23 protein-coding genes and 9 tRNA genes are annotated in these 25,650 nt (G+C 68.6%); 8 read left to right on the forward strand and 24 right to left on the reverse strand.

Going from position 1 to position 25,650, the window contains the following annotated elements; genetic code table 11:
- Nucleotides 1-97: 97 nt before the first annotated feature.
- Both AB0M02_RS44690 and AB0M02_RS44695 read right to left on the reverse strand, forming a co-directional pair.
- Nucleotides 98-1,678 carry a DHA2 family efflux MFS transporter permease subunit gene (locus AB0M02_RS44690; protein ID WP_364238611.1) on the reverse strand — a complete coding sequence of 527 codons (1,581 nt, stop codon included), beginning with the start codon at nucleotides 1,676-1,678 and terminating at the stop codon, nucleotides 98-100.
- 180 nt (nucleotides 1,679-1,858) lie between these two features.
- Nucleotides 1,859-2,464 carry a CPBP family intramembrane glutamic endopeptidase gene (locus AB0M02_RS44695; RefSeq protein WP_364238612.1) on the reverse strand — a complete coding sequence of 202 codons (606 nt, stop codon included), beginning with the start codon at nucleotides 2,462-2,464 and terminating at the stop codon, nucleotides 1,859-1,861.
- Nucleotides 2,465-2,716: 252 nt separating this feature from the next.
- Between AB0M02_RS44695 and AB0M02_RS44700 the strand changes: the two genes are divergently transcribed.
- Complete coding sequence (locus AB0M02_RS44700) at nucleotides 2,717-4,621, forward strand: elongation factor G (protein ID WP_364238613.1); 1,905 nt, start codon at nucleotides 2,717-2,719, stop codon at nucleotides 4,619-4,621.
- Nucleotides 4,622-4,787: 166 nt separating this feature from the next.
- The gene (locus AB0M02_RS44705) at nucleotides 4,788-6,374 is read left to right on the forward strand and encodes an MFS transporter (protein ID WP_364238614.1); all 1,587 of its coding nucleotides are present in this window, start codon (nucleotides 4,788-4,790) and stop codon (nucleotides 6,372-6,374) included.
- Here the strand turns inward: AB0M02_RS44705 and AB0M02_RS44710 are convergent.
- Entirely contained in the window at nucleotides 6,371-7,918 is a 1,548-nt protein-coding gene (locus tag AB0M02_RS44710) for a nucleotidyl transferase AbiEii/AbiGii toxin family protein (protein ID WP_364238615.1), read from the reverse strand. The two genes, AB0M02_RS44705 and AB0M02_RS44710, sit on opposite strands and share 4 nt — an antisense overlap.
- Nucleotides 7,915-8,667 carry a methyltransferase domain-containing protein gene (locus AB0M02_RS44715; protein WP_364238638.1) on the reverse strand — a complete coding sequence of 251 codons (753 nt, stop codon included), beginning with the start codon at nucleotides 8,665-8,667 and terminating at the stop codon, nucleotides 7,915-7,917. The genes AB0M02_RS44710 and AB0M02_RS44715 overlap by 4 nt, the downstream gene beginning before the upstream one ends.
- A gap of 88 nt (nucleotides 8,668-8,755) precedes the next feature.
- On the opposite strand from AB0M02_RS44715, the gene AB0M02_RS44720 reads away from it, so the two are divergent.
- Nucleotides 8,756-9,325: an NUDIX hydrolase gene (locus tag AB0M02_RS44720; RefSeq protein WP_364238616.1), complete on the forward strand. Its 570-nt coding sequence runs from the start codon at nucleotides 8,756-8,758 to the stop codon at nucleotides 9,323-9,325.
- Here AB0M02_RS44720 and AB0M02_RS44725 read toward each other — a convergent pair.
- The 3 genes from AB0M02_RS44725 to AB0M02_RS44735 form a co-directional block, all read right to left on the reverse strand.
- A complete protein-coding gene (locus AB0M02_RS44725; RefSeq protein ID WP_364238617.1) occupies nucleotides 9,315-9,902 on the reverse strand; it encodes a dihydrofolate reductase family protein in 588 nt (195 codons plus the stop codon). The two genes, AB0M02_RS44720 and AB0M02_RS44725, sit on opposite strands and share 11 nt — an antisense overlap.
- Nucleotides 9,903-10,024: 122 nt before the next feature.
- Nucleotides 10,025-10,098, reverse strand: a tRNA-Ile gene (locus tag AB0M02_RS44730).
- 3 nt (nucleotides 10,099-10,101) lie between these two features.
- Nucleotides 10,102-10,171, reverse strand: a tRNA-OTHER gene (locus tag AB0M02_RS44735).
- Nucleotides 10,172-10,527: 356 nt separating this feature from the next.
- On the opposite strand from AB0M02_RS44735, the gene AB0M02_RS44740 reads away from it, so the two are divergent.
- A complete protein-coding gene (locus tag AB0M02_RS44740; RefSeq protein ID WP_364238618.1) occupies nucleotides 10,528-11,121 on the forward strand; it encodes a hypothetical protein in 594 nt (197 codons plus the stop codon).
- Nucleotides 11,122-11,229: 108 nt separating this feature from the next.
- On the opposite strand, the gene AB0M02_RS44745 is transcribed toward AB0M02_RS44740, so the two are convergent.
- The 13 genes from AB0M02_RS44745 to AB0M02_RS44805 all read right to left on the reverse strand — a co-directional run bounded on the left by AB0M02_RS44745 (nucleotide 11,230) and on the right by AB0M02_RS44805 (nucleotide 16,435).
- A tRNA-Arg gene (locus tag AB0M02_RS44745) sits at nucleotides 11,230-11,302 on the reverse strand.
- A 206-nt stretch (nucleotides 11,303-11,508) separates the two neighbouring features.
- Nucleotides 11,509-11,581: transfer RNA gene (locus AB0M02_RS44750), tRNA-Lys, on the reverse strand.
- A 1-nt stretch (nucleotide 11,582) separates the two neighbouring features.
- Nucleotides 11,583-11,659, reverse strand: a tRNA-Met gene (locus tag AB0M02_RS44755).
- A gap of 39 nt (nucleotides 11,660-11,698) precedes the next feature.
- A tRNA-Ser gene (locus AB0M02_RS44760) sits at nucleotides 11,699-11,789 on the reverse strand.
- Nucleotides 11,751-12,101 (reverse strand): hypothetical protein, encoded by a 351-nt coding sequence (locus tag AB0M02_RS44765; RefSeq protein ID WP_364238619.1) that lies wholly within the window; start codon nucleotides 12,099-12,101, stop codon nucleotides 11,751-11,753. The genes AB0M02_RS44760 and AB0M02_RS44765 overlap by 39 nt, the downstream gene beginning before the upstream one ends.
- The gene (locus tag AB0M02_RS44770) at nucleotides 12,101-12,580 is read right to left on the reverse strand and encodes a hypothetical protein (RefSeq protein ID WP_364238620.1); all 480 of its coding nucleotides are present in this window, start codon (nucleotides 12,578-12,580) and stop codon (nucleotides 12,101-12,103) included. The genes AB0M02_RS44765 and AB0M02_RS44770 overlap by 1 nt, the downstream gene beginning before the upstream one ends.
- Before the next feature lie 131 nt (nucleotides 12,581-12,711).
- A tRNA-Ala gene (locus tag AB0M02_RS44775) sits at nucleotides 12,712-12,784 on the reverse strand.
- A gap of 13 nt (nucleotides 12,785-12,797) precedes the next feature.
- Nucleotides 12,798-12,871: transfer RNA gene (locus AB0M02_RS44780), tRNA-Leu, on the reverse strand.
- A 33-nt stretch (nucleotides 12,872-12,904) separates the two neighbouring features.
- Nucleotides 12,905-12,977 (reverse strand) — tRNA-Arg (locus AB0M02_RS44785).
- Between the two features lie 210 nt (nucleotides 12,978-13,187).
- Nucleotides 13,188-13,916: an SDR family oxidoreductase gene (locus tag AB0M02_RS44790; protein WP_364238621.1), complete on the reverse strand. Its 729-nt coding sequence runs from the start codon at nucleotides 13,914-13,916 to the stop codon at nucleotides 13,188-13,190.
- On the reverse strand, nucleotides 13,913-15,238 hold the full coding sequence (locus AB0M02_RS44795) for an FAD-binding oxidoreductase (RefSeq protein ID WP_364238622.1): 1,326 nt from the start codon (nucleotides 15,236-15,238) through the stop codon (nucleotides 13,913-13,915). The genes AB0M02_RS44790 and AB0M02_RS44795 overlap by 4 nt, the downstream gene beginning before the upstream one ends.
- 4 nt (nucleotides 15,239-15,242) lie before the next feature.
- Nucleotides 15,243-16,013 (reverse strand): SDR family oxidoreductase, encoded by a 771-nt coding sequence (locus AB0M02_RS44800; protein ID WP_364238623.1) that lies wholly within the window; start codon nucleotides 16,011-16,013, stop codon nucleotides 15,243-15,245.
- Nucleotides 16,010-16,435 (reverse strand): VOC family protein, encoded by a 426-nt coding sequence (locus tag AB0M02_RS44805; RefSeq protein WP_364238624.1) that lies wholly within the window; start codon nucleotides 16,433-16,435, stop codon nucleotides 16,010-16,012. The genes AB0M02_RS44800 and AB0M02_RS44805 overlap by 4 nt, the downstream gene beginning before the upstream one ends.
- Before the next feature lie 99 nt (nucleotides 16,436-16,534).
- Between AB0M02_RS44805 and AB0M02_RS44810 the strand changes: the two genes are divergently transcribed.
- Nucleotides 16,535-16,918 carry a DUF2784 domain-containing protein gene (locus AB0M02_RS44810; protein ID WP_364238625.1) on the forward strand — a complete coding sequence of 128 codons (384 nt, stop codon included), beginning with the start codon at nucleotides 16,535-16,537 and terminating at the stop codon, nucleotides 16,916-16,918.
- A gap of 86 nt (nucleotides 16,919-17,004) precedes the next feature.
- On the opposite strand, the gene AB0M02_RS44815 is transcribed toward AB0M02_RS44810, so the two are convergent.
- On the reverse strand, nucleotides 17,005-17,640 hold the full coding sequence (locus tag AB0M02_RS44815) for a TetR/AcrR family transcriptional regulator (protein WP_364238626.1): 636 nt from the start codon (nucleotides 17,638-17,640) through the stop codon (nucleotides 17,005-17,007).
- On the opposite strand from AB0M02_RS44815, the gene AB0M02_RS44820 reads away from it, so the two are divergent.
- Nucleotides 17,641-18,780: a class I SAM-dependent methyltransferase gene (locus AB0M02_RS44820; RefSeq protein WP_364238627.1), complete on the forward strand. Its 1,140-nt coding sequence runs from the start codon at nucleotides 17,641-17,643 to the stop codon at nucleotides 18,778-18,780.
- A 111-nt stretch (nucleotides 18,781-18,891) separates the two neighbouring features.
- On the opposite strand, the gene AB0M02_RS44825 is transcribed toward AB0M02_RS44820, so the two are convergent.
- From AB0M02_RS44825 to AB0M02_RS44835, 3 genes are read right to left on the reverse strand one after another with little or no spacing between them, the layout of a single operon-like run.
- The gene (locus AB0M02_RS44825; protein ID WP_364238628.1) at nucleotides 18,892-20,238 is read right to left on the reverse strand and encodes a glucose-6-phosphate dehydrogenase; all 1,347 of its coding nucleotides are present in this window, start codon (nucleotides 20,236-20,238) and stop codon (nucleotides 18,892-18,894) included.
- Nucleotides 20,235-20,948 carry a response regulator gene (locus tag AB0M02_RS44830; protein ID WP_364238629.1) on the reverse strand — a complete coding sequence of 238 codons (714 nt, stop codon included), beginning with the start codon at nucleotides 20,946-20,948 and terminating at the stop codon, nucleotides 20,235-20,237. The genes AB0M02_RS44825 and AB0M02_RS44830 overlap by 4 nt, the downstream gene beginning before the upstream one ends.
- The gene (locus tag AB0M02_RS44835; protein WP_364238630.1) at nucleotides 20,945-22,498 is read right to left on the reverse strand and encodes a sensor histidine kinase; all 1,554 of its coding nucleotides are present in this window, start codon (nucleotides 22,496-22,498) and stop codon (nucleotides 20,945-20,947) included. Before AB0M02_RS44835 ends, AB0M02_RS44830 begins: the two co-directional genes overlap by 4 nt.
- A 69-nt stretch (nucleotides 22,499-22,567) precedes the next feature.
- On the opposite strand from AB0M02_RS44835, the gene AB0M02_RS44840 reads away from it, so the two are divergent.
- Nucleotides 22,568-24,010, forward strand: a complete 1,443-nt coding sequence (locus tag AB0M02_RS44840; RefSeq protein ID WP_364238631.1) for a cation:dicarboxylase symporter family transporter — start codon at nucleotides 22,568-22,570, stop codon at nucleotides 24,008-24,010.
- A 384-nt stretch (nucleotides 24,011-24,394) separates the two neighbouring features.
- Nucleotides 24,395-25,537: a hypothetical protein gene (locus AB0M02_RS44845; RefSeq protein ID WP_364238632.1), complete on the forward strand. Its 1,143-nt coding sequence runs from the start codon at nucleotides 24,395-24,397 to the stop codon at nucleotides 25,535-25,537.
- The last annotated feature ends 113 nt before the right edge of the window (nucleotides 25,538-25,650 follow it).

Here is a 25,650-nt window from a genome sequence, read left to right on the forward strand (position 1 = left end):
AGAACCGAGGCGGGCCGTGCAAACGCGGGCGGGGCGGGCCGTGCAAACGCGGGCGAGGCGGGTCCCGGAAGGGCCCGCCTCGTGCGTGGAACGAGTGTCAGTGCAGCGGCACCGCGGCGGCGCGGCTGCCCTCTTCGTCGTCGAGGAGGTGTGACTCCTCCTTCTTGCGCGGCAGGAAGAACGCCGGGATCAGCGTGAGCAGCACGAGAACGAAACCGACCGTGAAGGTCGCCGCGTAGGAGTCCGCGACGAACTGCAGGCCCCGCTCGAGAATGCTCGGGTCCGGGACCTGGGCGGCCAGGCCCGGGTCCCGCTGCGCGGCGATCGCCAGACCGGCCTCGGTGACCGGCTCGCCGGTCGGGCCGTTCATGCCCGGGATGATCGCCGAGTCGTTGAGGTTGCTGGTCAGGATCACCGACATGACCGCGGAACCGATCGAGCCGGCGATCTGCTGCAGGATGTTCAGCAGGGTGGAGCCGCGGGCCACCTCGTGGTTGGTGAGCGTCCGCAACGCCGACGTCATGATCGGCATCATCGTGCCGCCCATGCCGAGGCCCATCACGAACAGCGAGCCGCAGAGCAACAGGTACGACGTGTCGGTGCCCACCTGCGTGAAGGTGAAGAAGCCGGCGGCGATGAACAGCAGCGCGAACGGCACCGTGCGGCCCACCGGAACCTTGTCGGCGAGCATGCCCGCGATCGGCATGGTGACCATGGCGCCGATGCCCTGCGGTGCCATCAGCAGACCGGCGTCGAGCGTCGTCTCGCCGCGCACCTGCAGGAAGTAGCTCGGGAACAGCAGGCCGGCGCCCATGAACGCGACGGTGAACACCGCGAGCGTGACGGACGAGACGGTCAGGTTCCGGTTGCGCAGCAGGCGCAGGTCGAGCAGCGGGTGCTTCGGCTTGAACGAGTAGAAGATGAAGCCGATCACCAGCACCGCGCCGGCCAGCATCGGCAGCCAGACCTTGCGGTCGGACATGGTGCCGGCCTCGGGCAGCGAGGAGACGCCGTAGAGGAACAGGGCGAGACCGGGCGACAGCATCAGCATGCCGATGAAGTCGAACGACTCGGACGGCTCCGGGTTGTCCTTCGGCAGCACGAGCTGGGCGTAGACCAGCGCGATGAGGCCGATCGGCAGGTTGATCAGGAAGATCCAGTGCCAGCTCGCCACGTCGATCAGCCAGCCGCCGAGGATCGGGCCGCCGATCGGGCCGAGCAGCATCGGGACGCCGAGCACGGCCATCAGCCGGCCGATCCGCTCGGGTCCGGCGGCTCGCGTCATGATCGTCATGCCGAGCGGCATGAGCATGCCGCCGCCGAGGCCCTGGAGCACCCGGTACGCCACGAGCTGCCCGATGCTGTCGGCGGTGGCACAGAGCACCGAGCCGAGAGTGAACAGGACAAGCGCCGTCATGTACAGACGTTTCGTCCCGAAGCGGTCAGCCGCCCAGCCGGTGAGCGGGATGACCGTGGCCAGTGCCAGGGTGTATCCGGTCATGGTCCAGGCAACCTCGGCGTACGAGGCGTTGAACTCGACCTGGAACGTGGGAATCGCGACGCTGACGACCGTGATGTCGAGGATCGACATGATGGCGCCGAGGACCACGACCCCGGCGACCTTGAGGACGGCGGCGTCGAGCTTGGCCGGCGCCGCTGCCGCAGGTTGACTACTCACAGCGAAATCTCCTGGAAGAGCTGGCGGAAAACGCCAAGCGGCCGCGCACGGGTCCGTTACGCGGCGGAACTTCGGTCGGTAGCAACCCGGCGCTGCGCCACACCCCCCTCGTGGCCTCGGCGAACGCCAGAATGCATTCGTCGTGAGCGTAACCACGTCGCTCGAAGAACACCGCCCCTTTTATCGAGCGCCGCCGGGCGGATCCGGCACCTCACGGCGGGACGAGCGCAGCGCGGCTGAGAGGAGTATTCCCAGGCCATTGGCGGTCCAGTGAACCAGGAACGGCGCCGGGAGACCCCCGGAGAACTGCCGCAGGACACCCAGGGCGGCACCCGCGAAGGTGGTGAACGCCACTTCCGGGAGCGAGGGCAGGTGCCAGAGACCGAAGAGAACGGCGGTGATCACTGTCGCCCACACGGGTCCGTGGTCGCGGGCGATCAGCGCCCAGAGCACCCCGCGGAACGCCACCTCCTCGAAGATCACGGTGGCGAGCGGCACCTCGACCAGTGCGGTCCGGACCGGCCGCGGATAGGTCCTGGCGGCCATCGCCTCGCGCACTGGCGGGATCCGCAGGGCGACCAGATATCCGATCCCGACGACAGCGGCGCCGCTCACTCCGTACAGAAAAGAAGAAAGAACGAGCCCCACCTCAGCGCGAGTGAGCCCGCTGAGGGTGACCAGCAACGCAGCTGCAAGCGGCCCGACGATCGGCTGAGCGCGGCGTGGCCCGGTGAGCGTCCACACGCGGAAGGCGGCCATGATCAGCAGCGTGACCGCGATCGCCATGACGCCACGATAAATCGGTCGACGCGAGACGGCAGCGTTCGTAATCTCGGAGCCGATCATCGCGACCAGGAGGGAGACCGCCGTGCGTTACCGCACCGCCGCCGTCATCCCGGTGTCGCGTTTCGAGCTGATCCTCGTGTCCCGTGTGCCCAGCCCCGGCTGCGCCACCGGGGCTGGACGTGCCTGACCGCTGATCAATCGCGGTCGGGTGGGCGCCGTCCAGGTCAAAATTCGAAGGAAAGCTCGATTGTCATGCGTGTCCGTAATCTCGGCATCCTCGCCCACGTCGACGCCGGCAAGACCACACTGACCGAACGGATCCTGTTCAACACCGGCGCCACCTACAAGACGGGGCGGGTGGACGACGGGAACACGGTGACCGACTTTGATCCGCAGGAGAGGGACCGTGGGATCACGATCTTCTCGGCCGCGGTGAGTTGTGAGTGGAACGACCATCGGCTGACTCTGATCGACACGCCCGGTCACGTGGACTTCTCCGACGAGGTGGAGAGGTCGCTGCGGGTGCTCGACGGCGCGGTGGCCGTTTTCGACTCGGTGGCGGGGGTGGAGCCGCAGTCCGAGGCGGTGTGGCGCAAGGCTGATCGGTATCGGGTTCCGCGGATCGCGTTCGTCAACAAGATGGACCGGGTGGGTGCGGATCTGGATGCTGTGGTGGAGTCGCTTCGGGAGCGCCTCGGCGTGATTCCCCTTGTGGTGCAGGTGCCGGTGGGCCGTGAGTCCGACTTTTCGGGAATAGTGGATTTGTGCTCGAAGCCGCCGCCCGCTTTCGCCGCCGCTCGGCAGCGTCTTGAGGAGGAGGTGGCAGCCCTGCACCCGGCCGCCCTGGAAGAATTAGGCGACATTTCCGATTTGACGCTTAAATCGGCGCTGCGGGATCTCACGCTTCGCGGCGAGGCGGTGATCGTTCTGTGCGGTTCAGCCTATCGGGATATCGGAGTGCGGCAGCTCCTCGACGCCGTTGTCGACTACCTGCCCGCGCCGGCCGTTCGCGAGGGCGACAACCTGGCGGCACTGGCTTTCAAGCGCCGGGACAGACTCACCTACTTGCGGATTTATCAGGGCATGATCTCGAAAGGGGACACCGTGTGGGACGCCACCGCCGCGCGCACCGAACGGATCTCCCGCATCCTCCGCGTGCAGGCCGACCGGCACACCGACATCGACCGCGCCACGGCCGGCGACATCGTCGCGGTGACCGGCCTCAAATCCGCCCGCACCGACACCACCCTCACAACGCGGGACAACCCGGTGATGCTGGAGGCGCCCCGCACCGCCGAACCCCTGGTCTCGGTAGCCCTCGAGGCCCGCACCCGCGCCGACGCGCAACGCCTGCCCGCCGCCCTGGCCGCGCTGATCGAGGAGGACCCCTCCCTGACCGTGCGCCAGGACGCCGAAACCGGTCAGACCCTGCTCTCCGGTCTCGGTGAGCTGCACCTGGAGGTCTCGGTGGAGAAGTTGCGCCAGGCCACCGGGCTGCGGCTCAGCACGGGCCGCCCGCAGGTCGCCTACCGGGAGACCGTCGTGCGAGGCGTGACCGGGCACGTCTACCGGCACGTCAAGCAGGACGGTGGCTCCGGCCAGTTCGCGCACGTCGTCCTGGACGTCGAGCCGGCGGACGGGACCGGGTTCGCCTCCACGGTGACCGGTGGCGGGGCGCCGGACGGGACCGGGTTCACGTTCGTCTCCAGGGTGACCGGCGGGCGGGTGCCGACCGAGTTCGTGCGGGCGGTCGAGGCGGGCTGCCGGGAGGCGCTGGCGGACGGCCCGCTGGGCGGTCATCCGGTGGTCGGCCTGCGGGTCACGCTGACCGACGGGCAGACCCACGTGAAGGACTCGTCCGAGATGGCGTTCCGCGCGGCGGGCCGGTTCGGGCTGCGTGCCGCGCTGCGCGCGTCCACGCTGGAGCTGCTCGAGCCAGTCGCGGAGGTCACGGTCACCGCGCCTGCGGACGCACTCGGCGCGGTGCTCGGCGATATTGCCGCGCGGCGAGGTCAGGTCACAGATTCAGGGGTACGCGAGGTGACGGCGATCGTCCCGCTCGCTGAGTTGTTCGGCTACGCGACAAGACTGCGCAGCCGAACCAGCGGCCGCGGCACGTTCACGAGTCGCCCGGCGGGTTACCGCCCTGCCGCCTGACCCCCGTTCACCCGGGCGGCCGCCTCCCGGCAGCACCGCAGACCTTGGACGTCGGAGCCGCTTGAGGGTGGCCTGGGCGTCCAAGATCCTCCCTGCGGGCGGCGGGACGGGGACCTCATCCTCGCCGGATGAGGTCCCCGTCGGCCCACCGCTGCAAGCTGTCGCCATGGCCGACCTCGAACGCACCCGGACCCCGTCCCAGCAACGGCGGCTCGGGCTCCTGCTGGCCATGGCCATGTTCGTGCTGGTCGTCGACACCTCGCTGATGAACGTCTCGATCGCCGCCGTGGTCCGCGATCTCGACACCACGGCCAGCGGGGTGCAGTCGGCGATCGCGCTGGAGGCGCTCGTCTCGGCCGCGTTCATCCTGATCGGCGGCAAGATCGGCGACCTGATCGGGCGCAAGCGCGCGTACGTCCTCGGCCTGCTCGGCTACGCGGTCGGCGCGCTCGCGATGACGTTCGCGCAGAGCCTCCTCCCGCTGATCGTCTTCTGGGCGCTGATCGGCGGCATCGGCGCCTCCCTGCTGCTGCCCTCGATGCAGTCGCTGATCCACGGCAACTTCGAGGGCGACGCCCAGCGGCGGGTCTACGCCCTGGTCGGCGCCGCGGCCGCGATCGCCGCGGCGGTGGGACCGCTGCTCGGCGGGTTCATCACCACGTTCCTGTCGTGGCGGGTCGGGTTCGCACTCGAGGTCGTGATCATCGCCGGGGTGCTGAGCGGCATCGGGCTGATTCGCGACGTCCCGTACACCGGCCCCCGCCACATCGACGTCACCGGCTCGGTCCTGTCCGTGATCGGCATGGGCGGCGTCGTACTCGGCATCCTCGTCTGGCAGGAGGGCGGCCAGTACGTCCTGCTCCTGCTCGCACTCGGCGTCCTGGGACTCATCGGCCTGCGCTGGTGGCTGGTCCGCCGGCACCGCGCCGGGCGCCCCACGCTGCTCGACCCCGATCTGTTCCGGTCACCGGTGTTCCGCGCCGGGATCTCCGGCCAGCTGCTCCAGCAGATCGCACTCGGCGGCACGATGATCGCCCTGCCGATCTACCTCCAGATGGTCCTCGAGTACAACGCCCTGGAGGCCGGCCTCTCCCTGGCCCCGCTGTCCCTGACGATGTTCGCCGTGGCCCTGCTCGCCGGAAAGCGCGCCGGGCGCCGGCGGCCGGCTGTCATCATCCGGACCGGCTTCCTGCTGCTCAGCCTCGGCACCATCCTGCTCATCCCGATCGTGCCGCGCGCCGAGTTCGGCTGGGCGCTGCTGATCCCACTGGCTGTGTCCGGGTGCGGTCTCGGCCTGCTGGTGTCGCAGCTCAACAACTACACGCTCTCGCCGATCTCGGACGAGCGGGTGAGCGAGGCCGCCGCCGTCAACTCGGCCGGCGGCTCGTTCGGGCTGTCGTTCGGCCTGGCCTTCGCCGGTGCGATCATGCTGGCCACGCTGTCGCTGTCGTTCACCGCGCAGGCCGAGGACAGTACTGTCCTGTCGCCCGCCCAGCAGCAACAGGTGGCGCAGTCCCTCGAGGTGAACGCCGAGGTGATGACGAACGATCATCTACACGACCTGCTGGAGGGCCAGACACCGGCGGTGCACGACGAGATCATCCGGATCAACACGGAGGCCCGGCCGATCGCACTCCAGACGGCGCTGCTGATCCCGCTGCTGGCCGCCCTGCTCGGCCTCCTCAACTCCCTGCGGATGGTCCGGCTGCCCGACCCGGAGCCGTCCAGCAGCGGCGAGACACTACTGGGCTAACGATCGAGGGCGACCGCGAGCCGCCTCTGCCATTCCTCGGCCGTGCCACCCACACCCGGGTACACGTCGGCGAAGTTCGCCCAGTCGATGCCCTCCCAGGCGAGCACCGCCTCCGCGTCGAACCGGTCGGCCTGGTGGCCCAGCTCCTCCCGGATCAGATCCCGGACCAGCCCCAGATCCACCGTCGTGTACTCCGCGAGCAGCACCGCGTCGTACAGATCCTTGCCCTGCGGATAGGAGTCCGTGGCCAGCCACTGCAGCTTCCACGCCAGCGACAACTCCGCGGTCGCCGCCCACACCACCTGCCCGAGAACCTCGACCGGCTCCGGCGGAATCGGCAGGTCCTCGCCGAAGACGAGATCGATCTGCACCGTCCCGTCCGGAACGCCCGGCACCGAGAACGGGATCACCAGGCGGCGCCCCTCGGCCCGCTCGTACGTCCAGATCTCCTCGTGGACCGTGGCCTCCGGCCGCAGCCCAGCACCCGGCGTCTCCAGCACCGCACCGACGATCTCCGCCAGCAGCGCCTTGGCGTCCGCGCTCTCCGCCGACATGGTCGCCGGCATCACCACGAAGTCCAGATCGCCCGGCTCCCGCGCCGCGTCACCCACCCAGGAGGCCATCGTGACGCTGCCGCGGAGTGCGAGATACTCCGCCCACCGGGTCCCGGCGATCACCGTGAGCAGGTGCCGCATCGCCGCCCGGCGCGCGTCCCGCCAATGCTGCCCCGCCACCGCGTTCTCGAAAACCGGCTCACCGGCGGTGTAGGCGTGCGCATGCTGCTTCAGCGCCGGATCGAACGCTCCCCACTGCGTGACGCCGCGCTCCCGGGCGACCGGCTGGAACGTAACCGGAAAATCACGCATTCCGGAAATAGCACCTCGCATCCGCCGCTCCTGGCGATCCTGATAGGAGGGCGCGTACCGCGACCGCCGATCGAGCCACCCGTCATCGAGGCTCAGCCGGCTGTCGTACACCACGTACTCCTGCTCGGCCGAAACGACGTCATACCCCTGGAGCGCGGCCAGCAGCTCCTCCAGCCGATGACTCGCCGTCAGCCGCCCCACGCCATGACACCGCTGATTGACGAAGCGCACCTCGGTCCCGTCCTCGTACTTGCGCCGGGCGTTGCGCGACAGCCGGGCACCGTGCGGCTCCACGAGATCGGTCACCGCCAGCAGCCCCGCCACGCTCGCCGACGGCAGCCGCAACTTGACGTGATGCTCGAAGTAGCGCCCGGACGGCTCCCGTGCCGCGTCCCGGTCACGCTCCGGCACACCGTCCGACCACGGCGTCGCCTCGATCTTCGTGCGGATCGGCTCCATGCCGGCGGCGAGCAGCCACTCGCACCACTGCTCGGCCGTCGCCTCCTGCTGATCGAGCGAGCCCGAGCCGGTCAGGGTGAGCATGGGCTGGAAACGGCAGTCTCCCCGGTCCAGCTCGATGCAGAGGAACTTCACGCCATACTTCTCCGCGAACAGCGCCAGCCCCTCCGCATTGTCGCCGCTGACCGTGATGTGCGTTTCGAACGTACCCTTGATCATTGCTTTTTCGCCTCTATCAGTGTCCGGGTGGAATGCGCGACGAAAACCCCGTTCTCGCGCAGCAACCCGTCCATCCACTCGAGCCTCTCCCGATAGCGGTCGACGCTGAAATCCGGCACCCACCACACGCATTTTCGCAGCAGATAGACCACCGCACCCACGTCGAACAGCTCCATCCGGCAACGTGCGGTGCGCAGCGCGGTCACCTCCATGCCGGCCGCGATCGCCGCCGAGGCCTCGCGATCCGGATCGCGCGCAAGCAATTGCCGCGGAAGCGGCCCGAGAAAGATTTCAATCAATTCGTACGCGGACGCGGGCCCGACGTGCTGCGCCAGGTACGACCCGCCGACTCGCAACACTCGCGAGATCTCACTCCACGGCGGATCCACCGGGTGCCGGCTCGTGACCAGATCGAAGGTGCCGTCGCCGAAAGGCAGTGGCCGCCGCTGCTCCACGTGCACCACCTCGACGCCGCGCGGCCCCAGCACTGTGCGGGCGTGCTCCACGTTCGGCGCCCACCCCTCGGTGACCACCATTCGCGCCGGCAGAACGGGCATCTCCGCGACGATCTCACCGCCGCCGGTGTCCAGATCGAGGGCGGCGCCGGCGCGGGGCAGGCGATCGGCGAGCATTCTCACGTACCCCCAAGGCGGCCGTTCCTCGGTGGCGCGCCCGTCGAGCCAGCCGAAGTCCCACCCCTCGACGTCGACCGCCACCGCTTCGTCGATCAGCTCCTGAAATCCCCGCACGCCGTCCATTTTCCCGCTCGCGTCAAAGCGTTTCCGCTTCAGCGCGTCGCGTGATCTGCCGGACACGTCGGGATGCCATCATGCGGGGATGCGTCCCTCGGTGGCAGTGGTGTACCGGATGGTGTCGGCCCTCGAGGCGGCCGACAACCTGGAGGCTGAGCACCTGGCTCACGCGCGCACCTGGCTCGTCGGCACCGATGACGTGTTCCGCCGCGTCAAGCCCGCGAGCCCGCCGCAGCACCTGGTGTCGTACGTGGTGCCGGTCGACCCGGCGAGCGGTGACGTGCTGCTGGTCGACCACGTCAACGCCGGGCTGTGGCTGCCGCCCGGCGGGCATGTCGACGTCGACGAGCATCCGGCTGACACGGCCGCCCGTGAGATCCGTGAGGAGCTCGGCGTCGACTCGGCCCCGGCCGCGGATCCGCTGTTCCTGACTGTCACCCGGACGGTGGGAATCGATGCGGGCCATACGGATGTGAGCCTGTGGTTCGTACACGAAATGGGTTCCGCGCAAAGCCTGCGCCCCGGCCAGGGTGAGTTCCGCGAAGTGCGCTGGTGGTCCCGGGCCGAGCTGAGCGAAGCCGATCCGGCCCGCTTCGATCCCCATTTCTTCCGCTTCCTCGCCAAGCTCTCGCCGGAACCCGCCTTCACCGGATGACGCGATAGCTGAGGTGCGTGACGCCGCGCCCCTCGACCACTTCCGGCCCGGCGAGCCGAACCGGCGCGACGGTGAGCCCGCGCAGGAAACTGATCCCCTCACCGAGCAACACCGGAACCAGCGACACCCGGATCTCGTCGACCATTCCGGCGTCCAGATACTGCCGGGTCAGCGTGGGCGTGGAAACCGTCACGTCCCGCTTCCCGGCCACTTTCCGCGCCGCCTCCAGAGCCGCCATCGGATCCGGATAGAAACTCGTCGCCGAATCCGCCCGCGGCCACCCCGCCGGAATCGCATGGCACACCACAAACACCGGCCAGCCCGCCGGATGCCGCCCACCCCACCCGTCGGTGTGATCGAACAGCCGCCGCCCACAGATCAGCGCCCCGCCACCGCTCAACGCCGCCCGCAGAAACCGGGCACTGGCCGCACTCACCCGAAGCGTCCACCGCGGATCAGCAGTACGAACCTCGACGTCCCCGCCCTGATACCACCCGATCAACTCCGCCAAGCCATGATTCTCATCCGCCACAAAGCCGTCCAGAGACATGCTGAGGGCGGCGATCACTCGACCCATTTGCGCAGCCTCCCCTCCCTCGCAGATTGACCCCTTCGGGAACGCGCGAGCAAGTGAGTGAACCGCTCCGTCGTGTCTTTCGCCTCTTCGTGTAGCCGCCTCCACCGCGGATCAGGTTCTCGTGTCCCGAGCCGGATTCGAACCGGCGGCCTCCGCCTTATCAGGGCGGCGCTCTCACCAACTGAGCTACCAGGACGGAAGCAGGGGCGGGATTCGAACCCGCGAGTACGCCGCCGGGGAGTCGAACCTCGAACCTACTGATTACCTGCAACCAGGCTGGATCAAGCCGTTTACGAGGTCAAACGACTTTTGCGAGGCTGATCACGTTCGGTCCAGTGCGATGGTTGCTGTACTTCGCCGCTGTACAGCAGTTGCGCGGCAGGACCACGGGAGAAACCTCATGCTGGAGATGTTGGGCGACCCGGAGGCCCCTTGGCGGACTTAGCTCCTCGTTAGCTGGCGACTGTCAGCTTGGGAATCGCGTTGATCCACTGGCGGGGCGCCAGCGTCCTACGTCGTGACCTGAGTCCGGAGTGGATTTCACCGCTCTGACAGGCGCCACTGCCGACCCCCTGCTGACTGGTCGATCGGGCACGCGACGGGCACGCGTGGCTGAGATGCGCCCGTGAGCGACCATGTGGCTATGGCGATGGAATGGATGGCGCCGGTGGTTACCGGTGTAGTCGGACTCGGCGGTATGGCGTGCACCTACGCAGTCGCGGCTGCGCAACGGAAGTCCCAACTCGAATCATTGAAACTACAGCTGAAGGTCGCTTGGGCCAAGGACGTCGTCATAAACCGCGACAAGGCCTACATTGAATACGTTGAGGCTTTGAAGATCCCAGTTATTGCAGCCATGGGGCGCGCAAAGGCGAACGGTGACTTCGATTGGAACGAACCCTTGGATAAACCAGCCGCCCTTGAAATGCTCAAGGAGGCCCGTACCAAACGCGAGCAGGCCTGGGAGAGGTTCAGGTTCTACCTAGATAAGCCGGTCGTTGACGCTGCCGAAAGGCTGTACCAATGGATTTCAGGAATGGAGCAGTATGTCATGGATGACCCGAAATTAAATCGGAGCTGGAAGGAGCTTTGGGATGAGTATCAAGAACGAAGAGACGCCCTTAACGATATCGCGCGCAAAAGCAGCATGATGACCTCAATCCTGAGCGAGGAACTGTCCGGTTCGGCGAGCAACGGCGGATCCATGCCAACGGCATAGCAACAGCGATGATCATTCATGTCCATCAGACCTGAAGGGGCCCGATGCCGGTAAGGCCGCTGTCAGCGTTGGTCTTGCTGAGCGGCCTGAAAGTCCTAGTGATCGTAAGTGCCCCGGCAGGATTCGAACCTGCGCTTTCGCCTCCGAAGGGCGGCACCTGCCATGTCCTGGTTCCGGGCCGCGACCAGCGCATACGTGCGACCGACGTCTGCTCTTCTTGACTTCGGCACGTATCCGACATGCGGGGCCCGACCCGGGCGGCGTTCAAAAAGCTAGGCGAATCCCTTGACCACTGAGTCGGGACAGCGTTGCTGTACTTCGCTGCTGTATAACCCACACAGCGGATCAGTTGGTCGGCGGCATATCCGCCTTGACCTGGTGTTTCAGTACGCCGCCGGGGAGTCGAACCCCGAACCTACTGATTAAGAGTCAGCAGCTCTGCCTGTTGAGCTAGCGGCGCGTGGTGTCGCCGAGTGGGTTCGAACCACCGGCCTCCGCCTTATGAGGGCGGCGCTCTTGCCGTCTGAGCTACGGCGACACGTGCGGAAAGCGACACGGTGCGGAAAGCGACACGCTGCGGAGAGCGGGAGATTCGAACTCCCGGCAGCGGCCTGTGCCGCTGCTGCGGATCAGCAATCCGCTGCCTTAGGCCACTCGGCCAGCTCTCCCGAGACGCGGCCGGCCATCTCGGCCAGCTCGCGCAGGTGTTTCAAAACGGCTGCCTTCTGTTCGCCGTCGGGAAGTTCGTGGTTGGCGGCCTCGACGAGGTGGTCGCGCAGCTGGGCGACGGCCTGGCCGCGAGCGTCGGGGGGAAGCTCGGTCAGCCAGAACGAGCCCAGGTTGTTGTCGAGGATCTCCCGGAGGTAGGCGACCGCCTCGGGCGCGGACAGCCGGTCGATGAGGAACTCGAGGGTCCAGTCGAACAGCCCGCCACTGGCCGTCCAGTCCGTGCCCGGTTTCAACACCAGCAATCCCGCCATCACTGCCCCACCATGAAGACCCGCGGCGCGAGACCGCGATCCGCGATGAACTGTTCGACCTGGGCCACCTGCCGTGGCGCGAACTTCGACACGTCGACCGGGACCAGCTCCGCTTTGGAGAGGTGGCGCACGATCTGGTATCGCAGTTGCGGCCATTGCCGTGGAAAATACCGCGCGGAGAAGTTGCCCACCGCGTCGTATGTCTTACCCGATTGGTCGAGCCAGTCGGCGGAGGACCCGGCCGGTGCCCGCCTCAGGGTGACACCGAGTTCGTTCTCGATGCGCACCGCGGTCTCCGCCTCGGACGGCCGGAACCGTCCGACGGCCGGGTCGAACCCGAGGTCGTGGAGGCGTCGCGCCGGCGACTCGCCGCCGGTACGCCCCAGCAGGCGTTTGAGGTGTTCGAGGACGTTCCACGTGCCGGTCAGCACATTCGGCACCCGCTCGGTATTGATCACCACGAGCGGGTTGCCGGTCATTTCAGGCCACCGCCCGCATGGGACTCGGCGGCGCACGGCACCCAGTGTTGGAAGTCGCTCGGATCGAACATCGCGCCTCCCTCACCAGGGGTTACCGGGATAGTACCCCTGGTGAGGGCAGAAGTCGATCGTGGACCCGGCCGGGATCGAACCGGCCACCTCCCGTTTGCAGGACGGGCGCTCTACCAGATGAGCTACGAGCCCGGGAAACCACGCGTGCCCTCGGCGCGATTCGAACGCGCACCGTCCAGGTCCTCGGCCTGGTGCCTCTGCCTGTTGGGCCACGAGGGCGAAAAACGTTGAGCCACGAGGGCAAAAACAAAGCGTCCCCGGAGAGATTCGAACTCCCGACACCCGGATCCGTAATCCGGTGCTCTATCCGCTGAGCTAAGGGGACGTGCCTGATCCGCTGTGGAGTTGTCAAAGAAAACGCCGCCCGTTCCCAGTGCGGGAAGAGCGGCGCGAGGAGAACCGGAAAGGCCCGTTCAGTCGCGCCACCGCAGGAGCATCGCGGCGTCACTTCGCTTGGCGATCATTTCCGCTTGCTCCCTTCCTCCGTCGTTGTTGGTACATAAGTTAGAGCGCCAAACGCGCACCGGCAATCGATTTAAACAGGCCGTGTGGCGTCGGCGATGGCCTTGTGGGAGACATGCGCGGTCAGGCCGCCGTCGACGACGATCTCGGCGCCGTTGACATACGCGGACTCGTCCGAAACCAGGTACACGATGAGTGGCGCCACATCGGCCGGAGTGCCCACCCGCCCCAGAGGGATCTCCGGCAGCGCCGCGTCGAAGAACGCCTGTGGCGCCGACTCCATGAGCGGCGTGTCGATGAGCCCCGGCATGACCGCGTTGACCCGGATGCCACGCACCCCGAGCTCCAGCGACGCACTGCGGCTCAGCCCGCGCAACGCCCATTTGCTGGCGGTGTAGGGCGCCGCCGCGTGCCCGGACACCGCCGCCACCGAGCAGATGTTGACGATGGACGAACCCGCCGGCATCAGCGGCACCAGCGTTTTCATGCCCAGCATCGCGCCCGTGACGTTAATGGCGAACGTCCGCTCCCAGGCCGCGACGTCGATCTCCGGCAGCCGATCACGCCCGGTGACACCCGCGTTGTTGACCAAAGCATCAATGCGACCGTACGAGGACCGCAGCTCCCCCGCCAAAGACTGCCAGTCACCGAGAGACGCGACGTCGAGGTGCCGCACGCCGGGTGCCTCGATCACGTCGGTGGCGATGACGACGGCCCCCTCGGAGCGGAGCAGCGCCGCCTCGGCGGCTCCCTGCCCGCGAGCCGCCCCGGTGATCACGACGACCTTGCCCGCACACCTCATGACGCCTCCCACGGGTTCACGTTCAGCGGCGGCTGTCCGTCGCCGGTCAGATAGCCCACGAAGAGCCGCTCCGGATCCCGGGCCTCCCGGATCTCCTCGAGGCGCCGGTACTGAGCCTCGCCCATGAACTTCACCGGCCGTGCGGTGAAATCGGAGTCCCCCAGGTACTGCCCGGCGGTGATCGGCTGCAGCGCCGCCATCCGATCGGTCAGCCACGAGCGCAGGCGGACGTCGTCGGCCGGGTCCTCGTACACCAGATAGACAGCGCAGTAGATCTCCGACTGCAGCGAGAACGCCATGTCCGGCAACTCCCGCAACGGCGCCATGCTGAACCAGATCGCGAATGAACGTACCGTAGGAAGGTCTTTGAAAAGCGGACCCATCGCCTCGGCCGATCCGGTCAGCCAGGCGTTGTCGACGATGTAGCGGAACCCCTCGGGATTGGCCGCCATCTGCCGCTCCGCGTGCGACTCGAACGACGACGGCACCGCGGTCTGCCGCACCAGCGCCTTGTCGATCACCGGGCACGTCTCCAGCGGCGCCAGAGCCTCCCGCGCCTCATCGAGGGTCGCGACCAGCGCCAGCCCGGTGACCGCGAGCGAGCCCTCCGCCGACACCGCGACGATCTCCACATCCGGGGAGACCGTGTGGTGCATCCCGTGCAGCCAGGTCATCACGTCGTCGAAGAGGTCGAGCGGATAGACGTGAACCGTCTCCGCCACACACCCCGGCAGCGGCCGCGTCTGAAGATGAAATCTCGCGACAAGACCGAAAAATCCGGGCCCCGCGCCGCGAGCCGCCCAGAACAAATCCGAATTGTTCGACTCGTCAGCCCGAACGAGCTCACCCTCGGCCGTCACCACATCGACAGCGACGACCGACTCGGCGGCCCATCCCCACCCCCGGGCGTTGTAGCCCTGCCCACCCTGCAGCAGGAACCCACCCAAACCCACAGTCGGGCAGTGCCCTCCACCGAAGAACCGCCCCCGCTCAGCCAGATAGGGACGCAGGTCGGCCCCACCCCGCACCGACGGCGTAACGGACACAACACCATTATCCGAATTGTACGAGATCTCCCGGAACCCGCCGAGATCGATCAGCAGCGAGTCGGACCGGACACTCCACGCCGCCCACGAGTGCCCGCCCGACCGCACCGCCACCTTCCACCCACGAGCGCGAGCAAGCCGAACCCCGTCGATCAGATCCTGCTCGCAGACAGCCCGCAGAACCGCCGCCGGCTGCCGGGACGGACGCCGGGCATTGAACACCCGCCCGACCCGGGCGTCCTCCCATTCCGGATCCCCCGGAAACACGATGTCCACCGCTTCAGCCGCCCATCGCCGATACGCCGCCGTCGATGGCGACGTCCGCCCCGTTGATGAAGGTCGCGTCGTCCGACGCCAGGAACGCCGCCAATTTCGCCACGTCCGCCGGCTCACCCACCCGCCGCGACGGCGTCATCTTCAGCAACTCCGGCACCGGCCCGTCCGGATCGTCCACGAACTGCGCCGTCTCCGGCGTCCGAATCATTCCGGGCGAGATGACGTTGGCCCGGATCCCGGCGTCCGCGCCCTGAGCCGCCAAATGTTTCGTGAGCGCCAGAACACCACCCTTGGCGGCACCGTGCGGCGCCATCGGAACGAACGCCACACCGCGTTTCGCCGCCACCGACGCCACGTTCAGAATCACACCGCCGCCGCGGCTCACGAGGTGCGGCCACACCGCCCGGGTGCAGTGGAACACCAGGTGGAGCTCGTTCTGAATGGTGAAATACCAGTCCTCGATCGGCAACGAGTCCACCGGGCCGTGCCGCAGCGCGGACGCGTTGTTGTAGAGGATGTCGATCCCGCCGAACGCCTCCACCGCCGCGGCCGCCCACGCGTCGGCGCCGGCCTGACCGGACAGGTCGACCGGTGCCACCGATCGCATCTCCCCGCCGGCCTCGCGCACCATTTTCTCGGTCGCCGCATTGGCCTCGAAGTCGAGATCGGCTCCGAACACCCGTGCGCCGCACGCCGCGAATTCCAGGGCTGCCGCGCGGCCCACTCCTCTTCCGGTACCGCTGATCAGCGCCACTTTCCCACTCAGGTCGGTCATGACGGCCTCCGATCCAGCAATTCCAGAAGATTGCCTTCCGGGTCCGCCACATATGCCATGTCGACCCCGGATTCCGGGGACGGGCAGGGTGCCATCACCGGCTTGGCGCCCAGCGCCAGCAAATGCCGATAGGCCTTTTCCAGATCGGGTACGCCGAACGCGACATGCCCGAACCCGTGTGAAAGAACGGCCGCGGCCGGCGAGTCAGCCCGTGCGCCCGGTGACCCTCCGTCCCGGTACAGCAGTTCGAGCCGATAGCCGTGCTCGTCGCTGATCAGCATCACGATGTCCAGGCCGACCGGCGCCACCCGCAGGCGCATCTCGACCCGGAGCCCGAAGGCAAGGGTGTACCAGCTCTCGGCGGCGGCCAGGTCGGCCACGTTCAGCCCGACGTGATCGAGCCTCGGGTGCGCAGCGGTCATCGGCGACTCCTAACTGACGTGCAGCGAGCCAAACAGAGCCGGTAACCTCGCGGAAATCACCTTCAGCCATGGCAGGTATACGCCAGGCACACTGGCGGTATGGGATACCGGGTCCTCGCCGACGCGACGATGCTGCTGCACTTCGCGTTCCTGGTGTGGGTGGTGATCGGCGGCTTCGTGGCGTGGCGGTGGCCGTGGGCGATATGGCCGCACCTACTCGCCGCCGTCTGGGGACTGTCCACCGTCGTGTTCCGCCTGAACTGCCCGCTGACGTGGGTGGAGGACCACGCCCGTCAGGCGGCCGGTGACGCCGGGCTCAGTCGAGGCTTCATCGACACGTACCTGACCGGCATCATCTATCCGGAGCGCTTCGCCGCGCTGGCCCAGGCTCTGGTGGCGGTCGCCGTCGCGATCTCCTGGACCGGCTTCCTGCTCCGCCGGCGCACCCGGCGCCTCTCCGCTCCCGGCCCGCACCGCCGATGAGCAGGACCTCGCGCTTCCGACCCGCGCTGGCGGTTAGGTGACATCCAACTGCTTCAGGTCGCGAAGTTGTTCAGCTCCGAACGGGTTCAGATCGTGACGCCGGCCAGGACGGTGGAGACCATGTGACGCACGGCGGCGGCATCCGGCCGCGCTCCGGTGCGATCGGCGAAGAGCAGATGTCCGCTTCCGATCAAAACCGCGGCAAGCGTACGCACGTCAGCATCCGCCGCCACCCGACCGAGTCTCTGCTCCTCGCCGAGGTACCGCCCGATCATCATGGCGCCCTCGGTGAGCACCGGAACACCGGCCGGCCACGTCTCGCGTAGACGCGCGCGCAACTCGTCCCGGAACGTGATCAGCGCGACGATCGCCACCGCCACCGACTGGAACAGCGCCGTCACCGAGCCCGCCACGTTGTCCACCACCGTGCCCGTCCCCGCCGCGTCGTTGAGCACCGCCGCCTCCGCGTCCATCCGGTGCACCCGGGCCAGCACATACTCCGCGAGAAACGCGTCGAAGTCAGCGAAGTACTTGTGCAGCACACCCTTGGCGACGCCCGCCTCGGCCGTGACCGCACGGCTGGTGAGCCCGGTAGGCCCGTCCCGCAACAAAATCCGATCGGACGCGTCGAAAAGCTGCTCACGCACGTCACGCAGGGCCACGCCGGTCGGCGTCAAGACGTCCCCTTCCACAAGTGGGCGCTTGCCCACTACCGTGGGCACATGCCCACTCTACCGACCGAACCCCACCAGCAACGCCAGATGGCCCAGTCCTTCGGCACCGACCCCGCCCGCTACGACCGAACCCGCCCGCCCTACCCCAACGCCCTGATCACCCGCATCCTCGCCGCAGCCCAATCCACCACCCCCGACACCGAACCGCCCTCCCCTCCCAGCAACACCACCACAACGACGACCACCACGACGACCACCACGACGACGACCACCACCACGGCGACGGCGACGGCGACCATTGACAAGACAACCACGATCCAGGCAACCAGCACCGACATTGACGGCGTCCACATTGCCGGCGTCAACACGACTGACGACTTGACTGACGTCAACATGACCGACGTCAACGCAACCGACGACATGACTGGCGTCAACATGACCGACGTCAACGCAACCGGTGTCAACACAACCGACGACGTGACTGGCGTCAACGTTGATGGCGTCAATGTGGCCGACGTCGGGTGTGGCACCGGGACGGCGGCGCGGCAGTTTCGGCGCGCGGGGTGCCGGGTGCTCGGGATCGAGCCCGATGCCCGGATGGCCGGCTTTGCGCGAGAGCAGGGGTTCGACGTCGAGGTGGCGACGTTCGAGGAGTGGGAGCCGGCTGGGCGGCAGTTCGACGTGGTCGCCGCCGGCACGTCCTGGCACTGGGTGGACCCGGTCGCCGGCGCCGCCAAGGCCGCCCGGATCCTGCGCCCCGGTGGCCTGTTCGCCGCGTTCTGGCACGCCCCCGAGCCGCCGCCGGAACTCAACGAGGCCCTGGGCACCGCACTCAAGCGCGTCATGCCCGACGCACCGTTCGACCTGTCCCAGCGACCCGCCAGATCCTCGATGGACGGCTACCAGCCACTGCTGACCAGAGCCGCGGACGGCATCCGAGCGGCCGGCACCTTCAGCGCGCCAGAGCAGTGGTCCTTCGCCTGGGAGCACCGCTACACCCGCGACGAGTGGCTTGATCAGCTACCCACATCCGGCATCCTGACCCGCCTGCCACCCGCCCCACTCGCCCACATCATCCAAGAGGTAGCCACCGCGATCGACACCCTCGGCGGCACCTTCACCGTCTCCTACACCACCGCCGCTGTCGTCGCGCGGAAACGGCAGCCGCCGGTCAGGGCAGCGCAATGAGCGGGCAGCCGCCGGGCAAGGCCGCAGGGTGAGCAGGTGACCGCCGGGCAAGGCAGCGCAACGAGCAGGCAGCCGCCGGGCAAAGCGGCAGAATGAGCAAATAGCCGCTGGTCAGGGCTGGGCGAGCAGGGAGTCCTTGGGGCCCGCGCTGCCGGCCGCGTACTCCAAGAGCGGCACCTCCCCCGCCCGCCACGCCTTCGCCACCGGGGCGACGATGCGCCAGCAGTGTTCGGCGGTGTCGCCTCGTACTGAGAGGGTGGGGTCGTTCTCGAAGACGCCGCGGAGGACCTCGCCGTAGGGCGGTAGGTCGCCGGGGCCGAAAGCGGCGCTGAGGGTGACCGGGTCGAGTTGGAACGGGTCGCCAGGGCCGTTGATGTTGAAGTCGAGGCCCAGGGCGTCCGGGCCGAAGCCGATCCGCAGGCGGTCCGGCTGGTCGCAGCCGGTCAGGCCGTCCGGGATGCGCGGCGGCCGTTTGAAGGTGATCACCGCTTCCTTGCGGCTGTTGCCGATCGCCTTGCCGGAGCGCAGCCGGAACGGCACGCCGGCCCAGCGCCACGTGTCGACCGTGAACACCAGCTCGGCGAGAGTCTCCGTGCCGCGTGACGGGTCCACGCCGGGCTCGTCCGCGTACGCCGGAAGGTTCCGCCCGTCCAGCGTCCCCGCCGTATAGCGGGCTCGGCGGCTGCAGGCCGCCGGACTCGGGTCCCACAGCCGGGTCGCGCGCAGCACGTCGGCCTTGCGGTCGCGGAACTCGGCCGCGTCGAGGGTCCCGGGTGCCTCCATCGCGAGCAGCGCGAGGATCTGCAGCAGATGGCTCTGGATCATGTCGGCCATGGCGCCCGCGTGGTCGTAGTAGCCGGCCCTGTTCTCCAGTGCCAGCGCCTCGTCGAAGACGACCTCGACCGACGCGACGTGCTCGGCGCTCAGCAGCGGCTCGAAGATCCGGTTCGCGAAGCGCAGGCCGAGGATGTTCAGGACCGTGGACTTGCCGAGGAAGTGGTCGACCCGGTGGATCCGCTCCTCCGGTACGAGCCGGGCGAGCACCGCGTTCAGCGCCGCCGCCGCGTCGCCGTCGATGCCGAACGGCTTCTCCAGTACGAGCCGGGTCCCCTCCGGGAGGTCCAGCTTGAGCAACGCGTCGCAGGCCCGCGCGGTCACCGCCGGCGGCAGCGCGAAGAAGATCGCCGCCGGGCCGCGTGCGGCGCCGAGAATCCGGCGCAGGTCCTCCGCGTCGGTGACGTCGGCGCGCTGGTAAGAGGTGCGCGAAACCACGCCCTCACCGCACGACTCGGCCACCCGGCGCCGCCACTGCTCGTCGTCCCAGTCGTCGCGGGCGGCGCCGATCAGCGTCAGGCCCGGCACCTGGCCGGTGGCGAGCAGTGCGCCGAGGCCGGGCAGCAGCAGGCGGGCGGTCAGGTCGCCGCTCGCACCGAGGATGATCAGGGTCTGGTCCGTCATGGACCGGAGATACCCGCCGGAGCCGGGCGATACTCGACCTCCGGCCGGCCCGGTCCGCCGTACCGGGGACTGCGCGCGACCCGGCCCGCGTCGGCCAGGTGCTCCAGGTATCGGCGGGCGGTCACCCGGGACGTGCCGGTGCGGCCTGCCACCTCGGCCGCCGACAGCCCGGCCGGTGCCGCGTCGCGCAGCGCAGCCAGGATCAGGTCGAACGTGCTGCGGTCGAGGCCCTTGGGCAGGGTGTCCGGCGGTGCGCCGCGCAACGTGGCGAACACCCGGTCCACCTCGTGCTGTGCGGCCACCTCGCCGGCCGCGGAGAGCTGGCGGCGGTACTGGGCGTACCGGTCGAGCTTGTCGCGGAAGGCCGCGAACGTGAACGGTTTGAGCAGGTAGTGCGTGACGCCGAGAGCGACCGCCTGGCGGACCATGTCGATGTCCCGGTTCGACGTGACGGCCAGGACGTCGGTGCCGCTGCCGGCCGCGCGCAGTGCACGAGCGATCTCCAGGCCGTGCTTGTCCGGCAGGTTCAGGTCGAGCAGGACCAGGTCGACCGGGCCGGCGCGCAGCTGGGTCATCGCGTCGCGGGCGGTGTGCGCCACCCCGACGACGCGGAAACCGGCGACCTTCTCGGTGAACGCGCTGTGTGCGTCGGCGATCAGCGGCTCGTCGTCGACCACGAGCACCCGGATGGCGGGCACGGGTGTGGTCATGCCGGCACCGGCAGGCGCACGCTGAAGACCGCGCCACCACCGTCGGCCTGCTCGATCGTGCAGTTTCCTCCGTACCTTTCAGACACCTGCCGGACCAGCGACAAGCCGACGCCGCGCCCCTGTCCCTTGCTCGACCAGCCACGCCGGAAGGCGTCGGCGGCCTGGTCCGGGCGCAGGCCCGGACCGTTGTCGCTGACCCGGACCACGATCTCGCCGTCCGCGTGCCGGACCAGCACACGGACCCGGCGCGGCGCCTCGATCCCGCCGACCGCCTCGAGCGCGTTGTCCACCAGATTGCCCACCACGGTCAGCAGGTCGCGGCCCGGCAGCGGCTCACCCTCGATCCGCGAGTCCGGCTCGACGGTGAGTTCCACGCCGCGCTCGCTCGCCTGCGCCGACTTGCCGAGCAGCAGCGCCGCCAGCGCCGGCTCCTGCAGAGCGCCCACGACCTGGTCGGTGAGCTGCTGCGCCAGCGCCAGCTCGGCGGTGCCGAGCCGCAGAGCCTCATCGGTACGCCCGAGCTCCACCATGGTCAGCACGGTGTGCAGCCGGTTCGCCGCCTCGTGTGCCTGCGCCCTCAGCGCCTCTGTCAGCCCGCGCACCGAGTCGAGCTCGCCGGTCAGCGCCCGCAGCTCGGTGTGGTCGCGCAGGGTCAGCACCGTGCCGAGGGTGCGGCCCTCGAAGCGGGTCTCGCGGCGGCTGGCCACCAGTATCCGGTCGCCGACCAGCACCGGCTCGTCCACGGTGGGCCGCTGCTCGGTGATCAGGCCGGCCACCTCCCGGGGCAGGTCGGCCGGTCCGGACGCGGGCGCTCCGAGCAGCCTGCGGCCCTCGTCGTTGATCAGCTCGACCCGGCCGTCGCGGTCGACCACCACCAATCCTTCGCGGACAGCGTGCAGGACGGCGTCGTAGTACTCGTACATCCTGGTCATCTCGGCCGGGCCGAGTCCGTGCGTCTGCCGGCGCAGGCGGCGGCTGAGCAGCCAGGCACCGAGAGCGGCGAGGAGCAGGGCGCCGCCGGTGGCGGCAGCGACGGCGGGGACCTGGGCGGCCAGGTTGCGGTTGATCGCGGCGGTGGTGATGCCGACGGAGACCAGGCCGATGACGGTTGCGGTGCCAGGTTCAAAAACAGCCACTACGGTACGCACGGACGCGCCGAGACTCCCCCTGTACTCCTCGATCACAGTGCCGCCGTGGAGCGCCTCGTCCACGGAGCCCGCGAACGGTTTGCCGATCAGCTCCGGGGTCGGGTGCGTGTACCGGGTCCGGTCCGGCGCCATCACCACGATGAAGTCCGTCTCGGTGGCGATGCGGGTGGCCTCGGCGTACGGCTGGAGCGACTCGGTCGGGTCGGCGGTGTGCAGTGCCTCGACCACCGCGGGCGAGTGCGCGATGGTCTCGGCTACCGCGGTGACCTCCTCGATCGCCGCGTTCACCGCGTCCCGTCGCGCGAGCAGCACCGCGCCCGTGGTGCAGACCGCGACCAGCAGCGTCACCACCAGCACCTGCAGGGCGAAGAGCTGTTTCGCGATACTCCAGCTACCGGACATCTGTTTCCTTCGAGTGAACAGAATGAACGTAATCGTGATCCGGGTTGAGACCCAGGCCACATTCACGACATGGAAACCGCTCCCGCCCCGCGGGTCAACAAGGACCGCACACGCTATCTCTATCCGGCGGTCGTCGTGGCCGTCGCGCTCGGCATCGGAGTGGGCCTGCTCTGGCCCGACGCCGCGGTCGAGCTGCGCCCGATAGGCACCGGATTCGTGGACCTCATCTCGATGATGATCAGCCCGGTCATCTTCTGCACGATCGTGCTCGGTGTCGGCTCGGTACGCCAGGCCGCCAAGGTCGGCAAGGTGGGCGGTCTCGCCCTCGGTTACTTCCTGACGATGTCCACCGTCGCCCTCGCCATCGGCCTCGTGGTCGGCAACCTGGTCCACCCGGGCACCGGCATGCACCTGGACGAGTCGGTGGCGGCGGCCGGGCAGAAAGCGGTCGGTGACACGGCCTCGGAGAGTACCGCCGACTTCCTCCTCGGCATCATCCCGACCACCCTGGTGTCACCGCTGGTCGAGGACAACGTGCTGCAGACGCTGCTGGTCGCGCTGCTCGTCGGTTTCGCGCTGCAGACGATGGGCGAGAGGTCCGAGGCGGTACTGCGCGCCATCGGCGTCTTCCAGCGCCTCGTCTTCCGCGTCCTCGCCATGATCATGTGGCTGGCCCCGATCGGCGCGTTCGGCGCCATCGCCGCGGTGGTCGGCGCGACCGGCACGAACGCGCTGGTCAGCCTCGCGCAGATCATGCTGGGCTTCTACGTCACATGTGCGATCTTCGTCTTCGGCGTGCTCGGCTCGCTGCTCTGGCTGGTCGCGCGGATCAACATCTTCACGCTGCTGCGCTACCTCGGCCGCGAGTTCCTGCTGATCGTCTCGACGTCGTCGTCCGAGTCGGCGCTGCCCCGCCTGATCGCCAAGATGGAGCACGTCGGCGTTTCCCGCCCGGTGGTCGGCATCGCGGTGCCGACCGGCTACTCGTTCAACCTGGACGGTACGGCCATCTACCTCACGATGGCGTCGCTCTTCGTGGCACAGGCCATGGGCGACCCGCTGTCGGTCAGCGAGCAGATCTCCCTTCTCCTGTTCATGATCATCGCCTCCAAGGGCGCCGCGGGCGTGACCGGCGCGGGCCTGGCGACACTGGCCGGCGGCCTGCAGAGCCACCGCCCCGACCTGGTCGACGGCGTAGGCCTGATCGTCGGCATCGACCGCTTCATGTCCGAGGCCCGCGCGCTGACCAACTTCGCCGGCAACGCGGTGGCCACCGTTCTGATCGGCATCTGGACGCGGGAGTTCGACCGCGAGCGCGCCAACCTGGTACTCAGCGGCGGCGACCCCTTCGACGAAGCCACCATGGTCGACGACGTCCACGGCGGCCCGGACCCCGCACCCGCCGGCGTACCCGCAGCCGCCGGCGTGCCCGCACCCGCGGGGGCGCCCACTTCCCGCGACGGGTCGGCCGACCGCACCGCCGACTCCGGTGCGACCTCCACACCCGCCTAGGAGCGCTCTGAGCGGCCCAAACGCCCAAGATCCCGCGCGGGCGGGCGGCGCGGGCGAGACCTTGGGCGTTCGAGCGCGCTCAGGGCGGCCCCGATCCGCGCGGGCGGGCGGCGCGGACGAGACCTTGGGCGTCAGAGCGCGCTCAGAGCGGCCCCGACGCCCACGATCCGCGCCGGCGGGCGGCGCGGACGAGACCTTGGGCGTTCGAGTGGGCTCCGGGACGACTTACGGTCCCGCATAGCTGGGCCGGCGGCCGTCAGGTCCCCGAACCGGCGGCCGCCGGCCCTTCCACGCTCCGCCCCGCCGCGCTCCCCAGTGCGCGACGGGGCGGTTCTATTTGCTGAAAAATCCGAATTTTCGGGTAGGGGTGCCTAGGTTGGTCCGATGAGACGAATCCTCGCGCTGACCGGTATGGTGCCGATCCTTCTCGCAACCCTGGCCGGAGTCGCCACCGCTGACCGGACCGTCCCGCCGCCGGGCAACGACTACTTCACCTCGGCGCAGCTGAGCCGTGGACTGTTGACCCCGGCGAAGATGCCGGACGGCTACACCGCTTCGGGCGGCAGCGCGGGCTCCCAGTACAACCCGCTGGTCTACGGCTCGAACGTCTGTGGCGGTTACGCGTCGGAGGTGTGGGGGTCGGTCACGTACGCCTCCAAGCGTTTCGTCAACAAGGACGGCAGCACCGTCGACGTCTCGATCACCGCGCTCGGATCGGCGAAGGCGGCCGAGGTCGTCGGGTATCTCGCCGCTGCGCCCCGCAAGTGCCCGTCCCTCACCGGTGTCGGCGAGACCACGAAGCAGACCCGCCTCACGCTGCCCGACCTGGGCGTGACCTCGGCCGGGTTGATCACGGTCAACCAGGTGGGCAGTGTTTCCCGGCGGCGGCACGCGGTGGCTGTCGCGTACGGCAACGCGTCCGCGGTCTTCGAGGAGAACGGCGCGACCGCGGGAACGCAGGCCCGGTTCCTCAAGATCGTCAAAGCGGGCGTGAAGGCGCTCAAAAAGATCAACGACCCGACCCCGGCGGCGCAGCTGAAGCGGGGGCTGATCGAGCTCGCCGATCTGCCGAAGGGCCATCGCGTGGTCACGGACGGCACCGTGAGCGGCGGTGACTGGTTCACCGAGTACGACTGCTCCGGCAAGCTGGTCCGCTACGGCCCACGCGGCACCGCCGTTGAGCGCTCGTTCGCACCGGACAAGGGCGCCGCCACGATCCGGATGGCGGTCGGCTCGATCGAGTCCACCGGCATCGTGGACGCGATCCGCAAGCGGCTCTCCGAGTGCCCGGCCGTCACCGACCAGTCCGGCATACGACGCACCTCCACCTATTTCTCTGCGCCGGCCACAGACATCACCGTGGTGGCCATCAAGTACCAGGACAAGCCCGCCGTGGCCCGAGCCGTGATCGTGTACCGGGACTGGTACGCCGACGTCCGCGTGACGATGACCGCGGGCACCACGACGGAACAGGTCGACGCGATCTTCACCGCCGCAGTGACCAGGATATTTGCTGTCAACACATGAATCGTCAACACCCGTGAAGTCAGTTCAAGTGCAGTCAACAAGAACTGTCAACATCTGTGAAGTCAGCTCAAGCGCGGTCAACACAAGAACTGTCAACACTTGAGCTTGTCAAC

This window comes from Actinoplanes sp. NPDC051861, assembly GCF_040681145.1.
Lineage (GTDB): Bacteria > Actinomycetota > Actinomycetes > Mycobacteriales > Micromonosporaceae > Actinoplanes.

Excerpts from the sequence above, each read along its gene's own strand:
- AB0M02_RS44695 (WP_364238612.1), bottom strand. The coding sequence starts at position 2,464 with ATGGCGATCGCGGTCACGCTGCTGATCATGGCCGCCTTCCGCGTGTGG.
- AB0M02_RS44700 (WP_364238613.1), top strand. The coding sequence starts at position 2,717 with ATGCGTGTCCGTAATCTCGGCATCCTCGCCCACGTCGACGCCGGCAAG.
- AB0M02_RS44705 (WP_364238614.1), top strand. The coding sequence starts at position 4,788 with ATGGCCGACCTCGAACGCACCCGGACCCCGTCCCAGCAACGGCGGCTC.
- AB0M02_RS44710 (WP_364238615.1), bottom strand. The coding sequence starts at position 7,918 with ATGATCAAGGGTACGTTCGAAACGCACATCACGGTCAGCGGCGACAAT.
- AB0M02_RS44720 (WP_364238616.1), top strand. The coding sequence starts at position 8,756 with ATGCGTCCCTCGGTGGCAGTGGTGTACCGGATGGTGTCGGCCCTCGAG.
- AB0M02_RS44725 (WP_364238617.1), bottom strand. The coding sequence starts at position 9,902 with ATGGGTCGAGTGATCGCCGCCCTCAGCATGTCTCTGGACGGCTTTGTG.
- AB0M02_RS44765 (WP_364238619.1), bottom strand. The coding sequence starts at position 12,101 with ATGGCGGGATTGCTGGTGTTGAAACCGGGCACGGACTGGACGGCCAGT.
- AB0M02_RS44770 (WP_364238620.1), bottom strand. The coding sequence starts at position 12,580 with ATGACCGGCAACCCGCTCGTGGTGATCAATACCGAGCGGGTGCCGAAT.
- AB0M02_RS44790 (WP_364238621.1), bottom strand. The coding sequence starts at position 13,916 with ATGAGGTGTGCGGGCAAGGTCGTCGTGATCACCGGGGCGGCTCGCGGG.
- AB0M02_RS44800 (WP_364238623.1), bottom strand. The coding sequence starts at position 16,013 with ATGACCGACCTGAGTGGGAAAGTGGCGCTGATCAGCGGTACCGGAAGA.
- AB0M02_RS44805 (WP_364238624.1), bottom strand. The coding sequence starts at position 16,435 with ATGACCGCTGCGCACCCGAGGCTCGATCACGTCGGGCTGAACGTGGCC.
- AB0M02_RS44810 (WP_364238625.1), top strand. The coding sequence starts at position 16,535 with ATGGGATACCGGGTCCTCGCCGACGCGACGATGCTGCTGCACTTCGCG.
- AB0M02_RS44820 (WP_364238627.1), top strand. The coding sequence starts at position 17,641 with ATGCCCACTCTACCGACCGAACCCCACCAGCAACGCCAGATGGCCCAG.
- AB0M02_RS44825 (WP_364238628.1), bottom strand. The coding sequence starts at position 20,238 with ATGACGGACCAGACCCTGATCATCCTCGGTGCGAGCGGCGACCTGACC.
- AB0M02_RS44830 (WP_364238629.1), bottom strand. The coding sequence starts at position 20,948 with ATGACCACACCCGTGCCCGCCATCCGGGTGCTCGTGGTCGACGACGAG.
- AB0M02_RS44835 (WP_364238630.1), bottom strand. The coding sequence starts at position 22,498 with ATGTCCGGTAGCTGGAGTATCGCGAAACAGCTCTTCGCCCTGCAGGTG.
- AB0M02_RS44840 (WP_364238631.1), top strand. The coding sequence starts at position 22,568 with ATGGAAACCGCTCCCGCCCCGCGGGTCAACAAGGACCGCACACGCTAT.
- AB0M02_RS44845 (WP_364238632.1), top strand. The coding sequence starts at position 24,395 with ATGAGACGAATCCTCGCGCTGACCGGTATGGTGCCGATCCTTCTCGCA.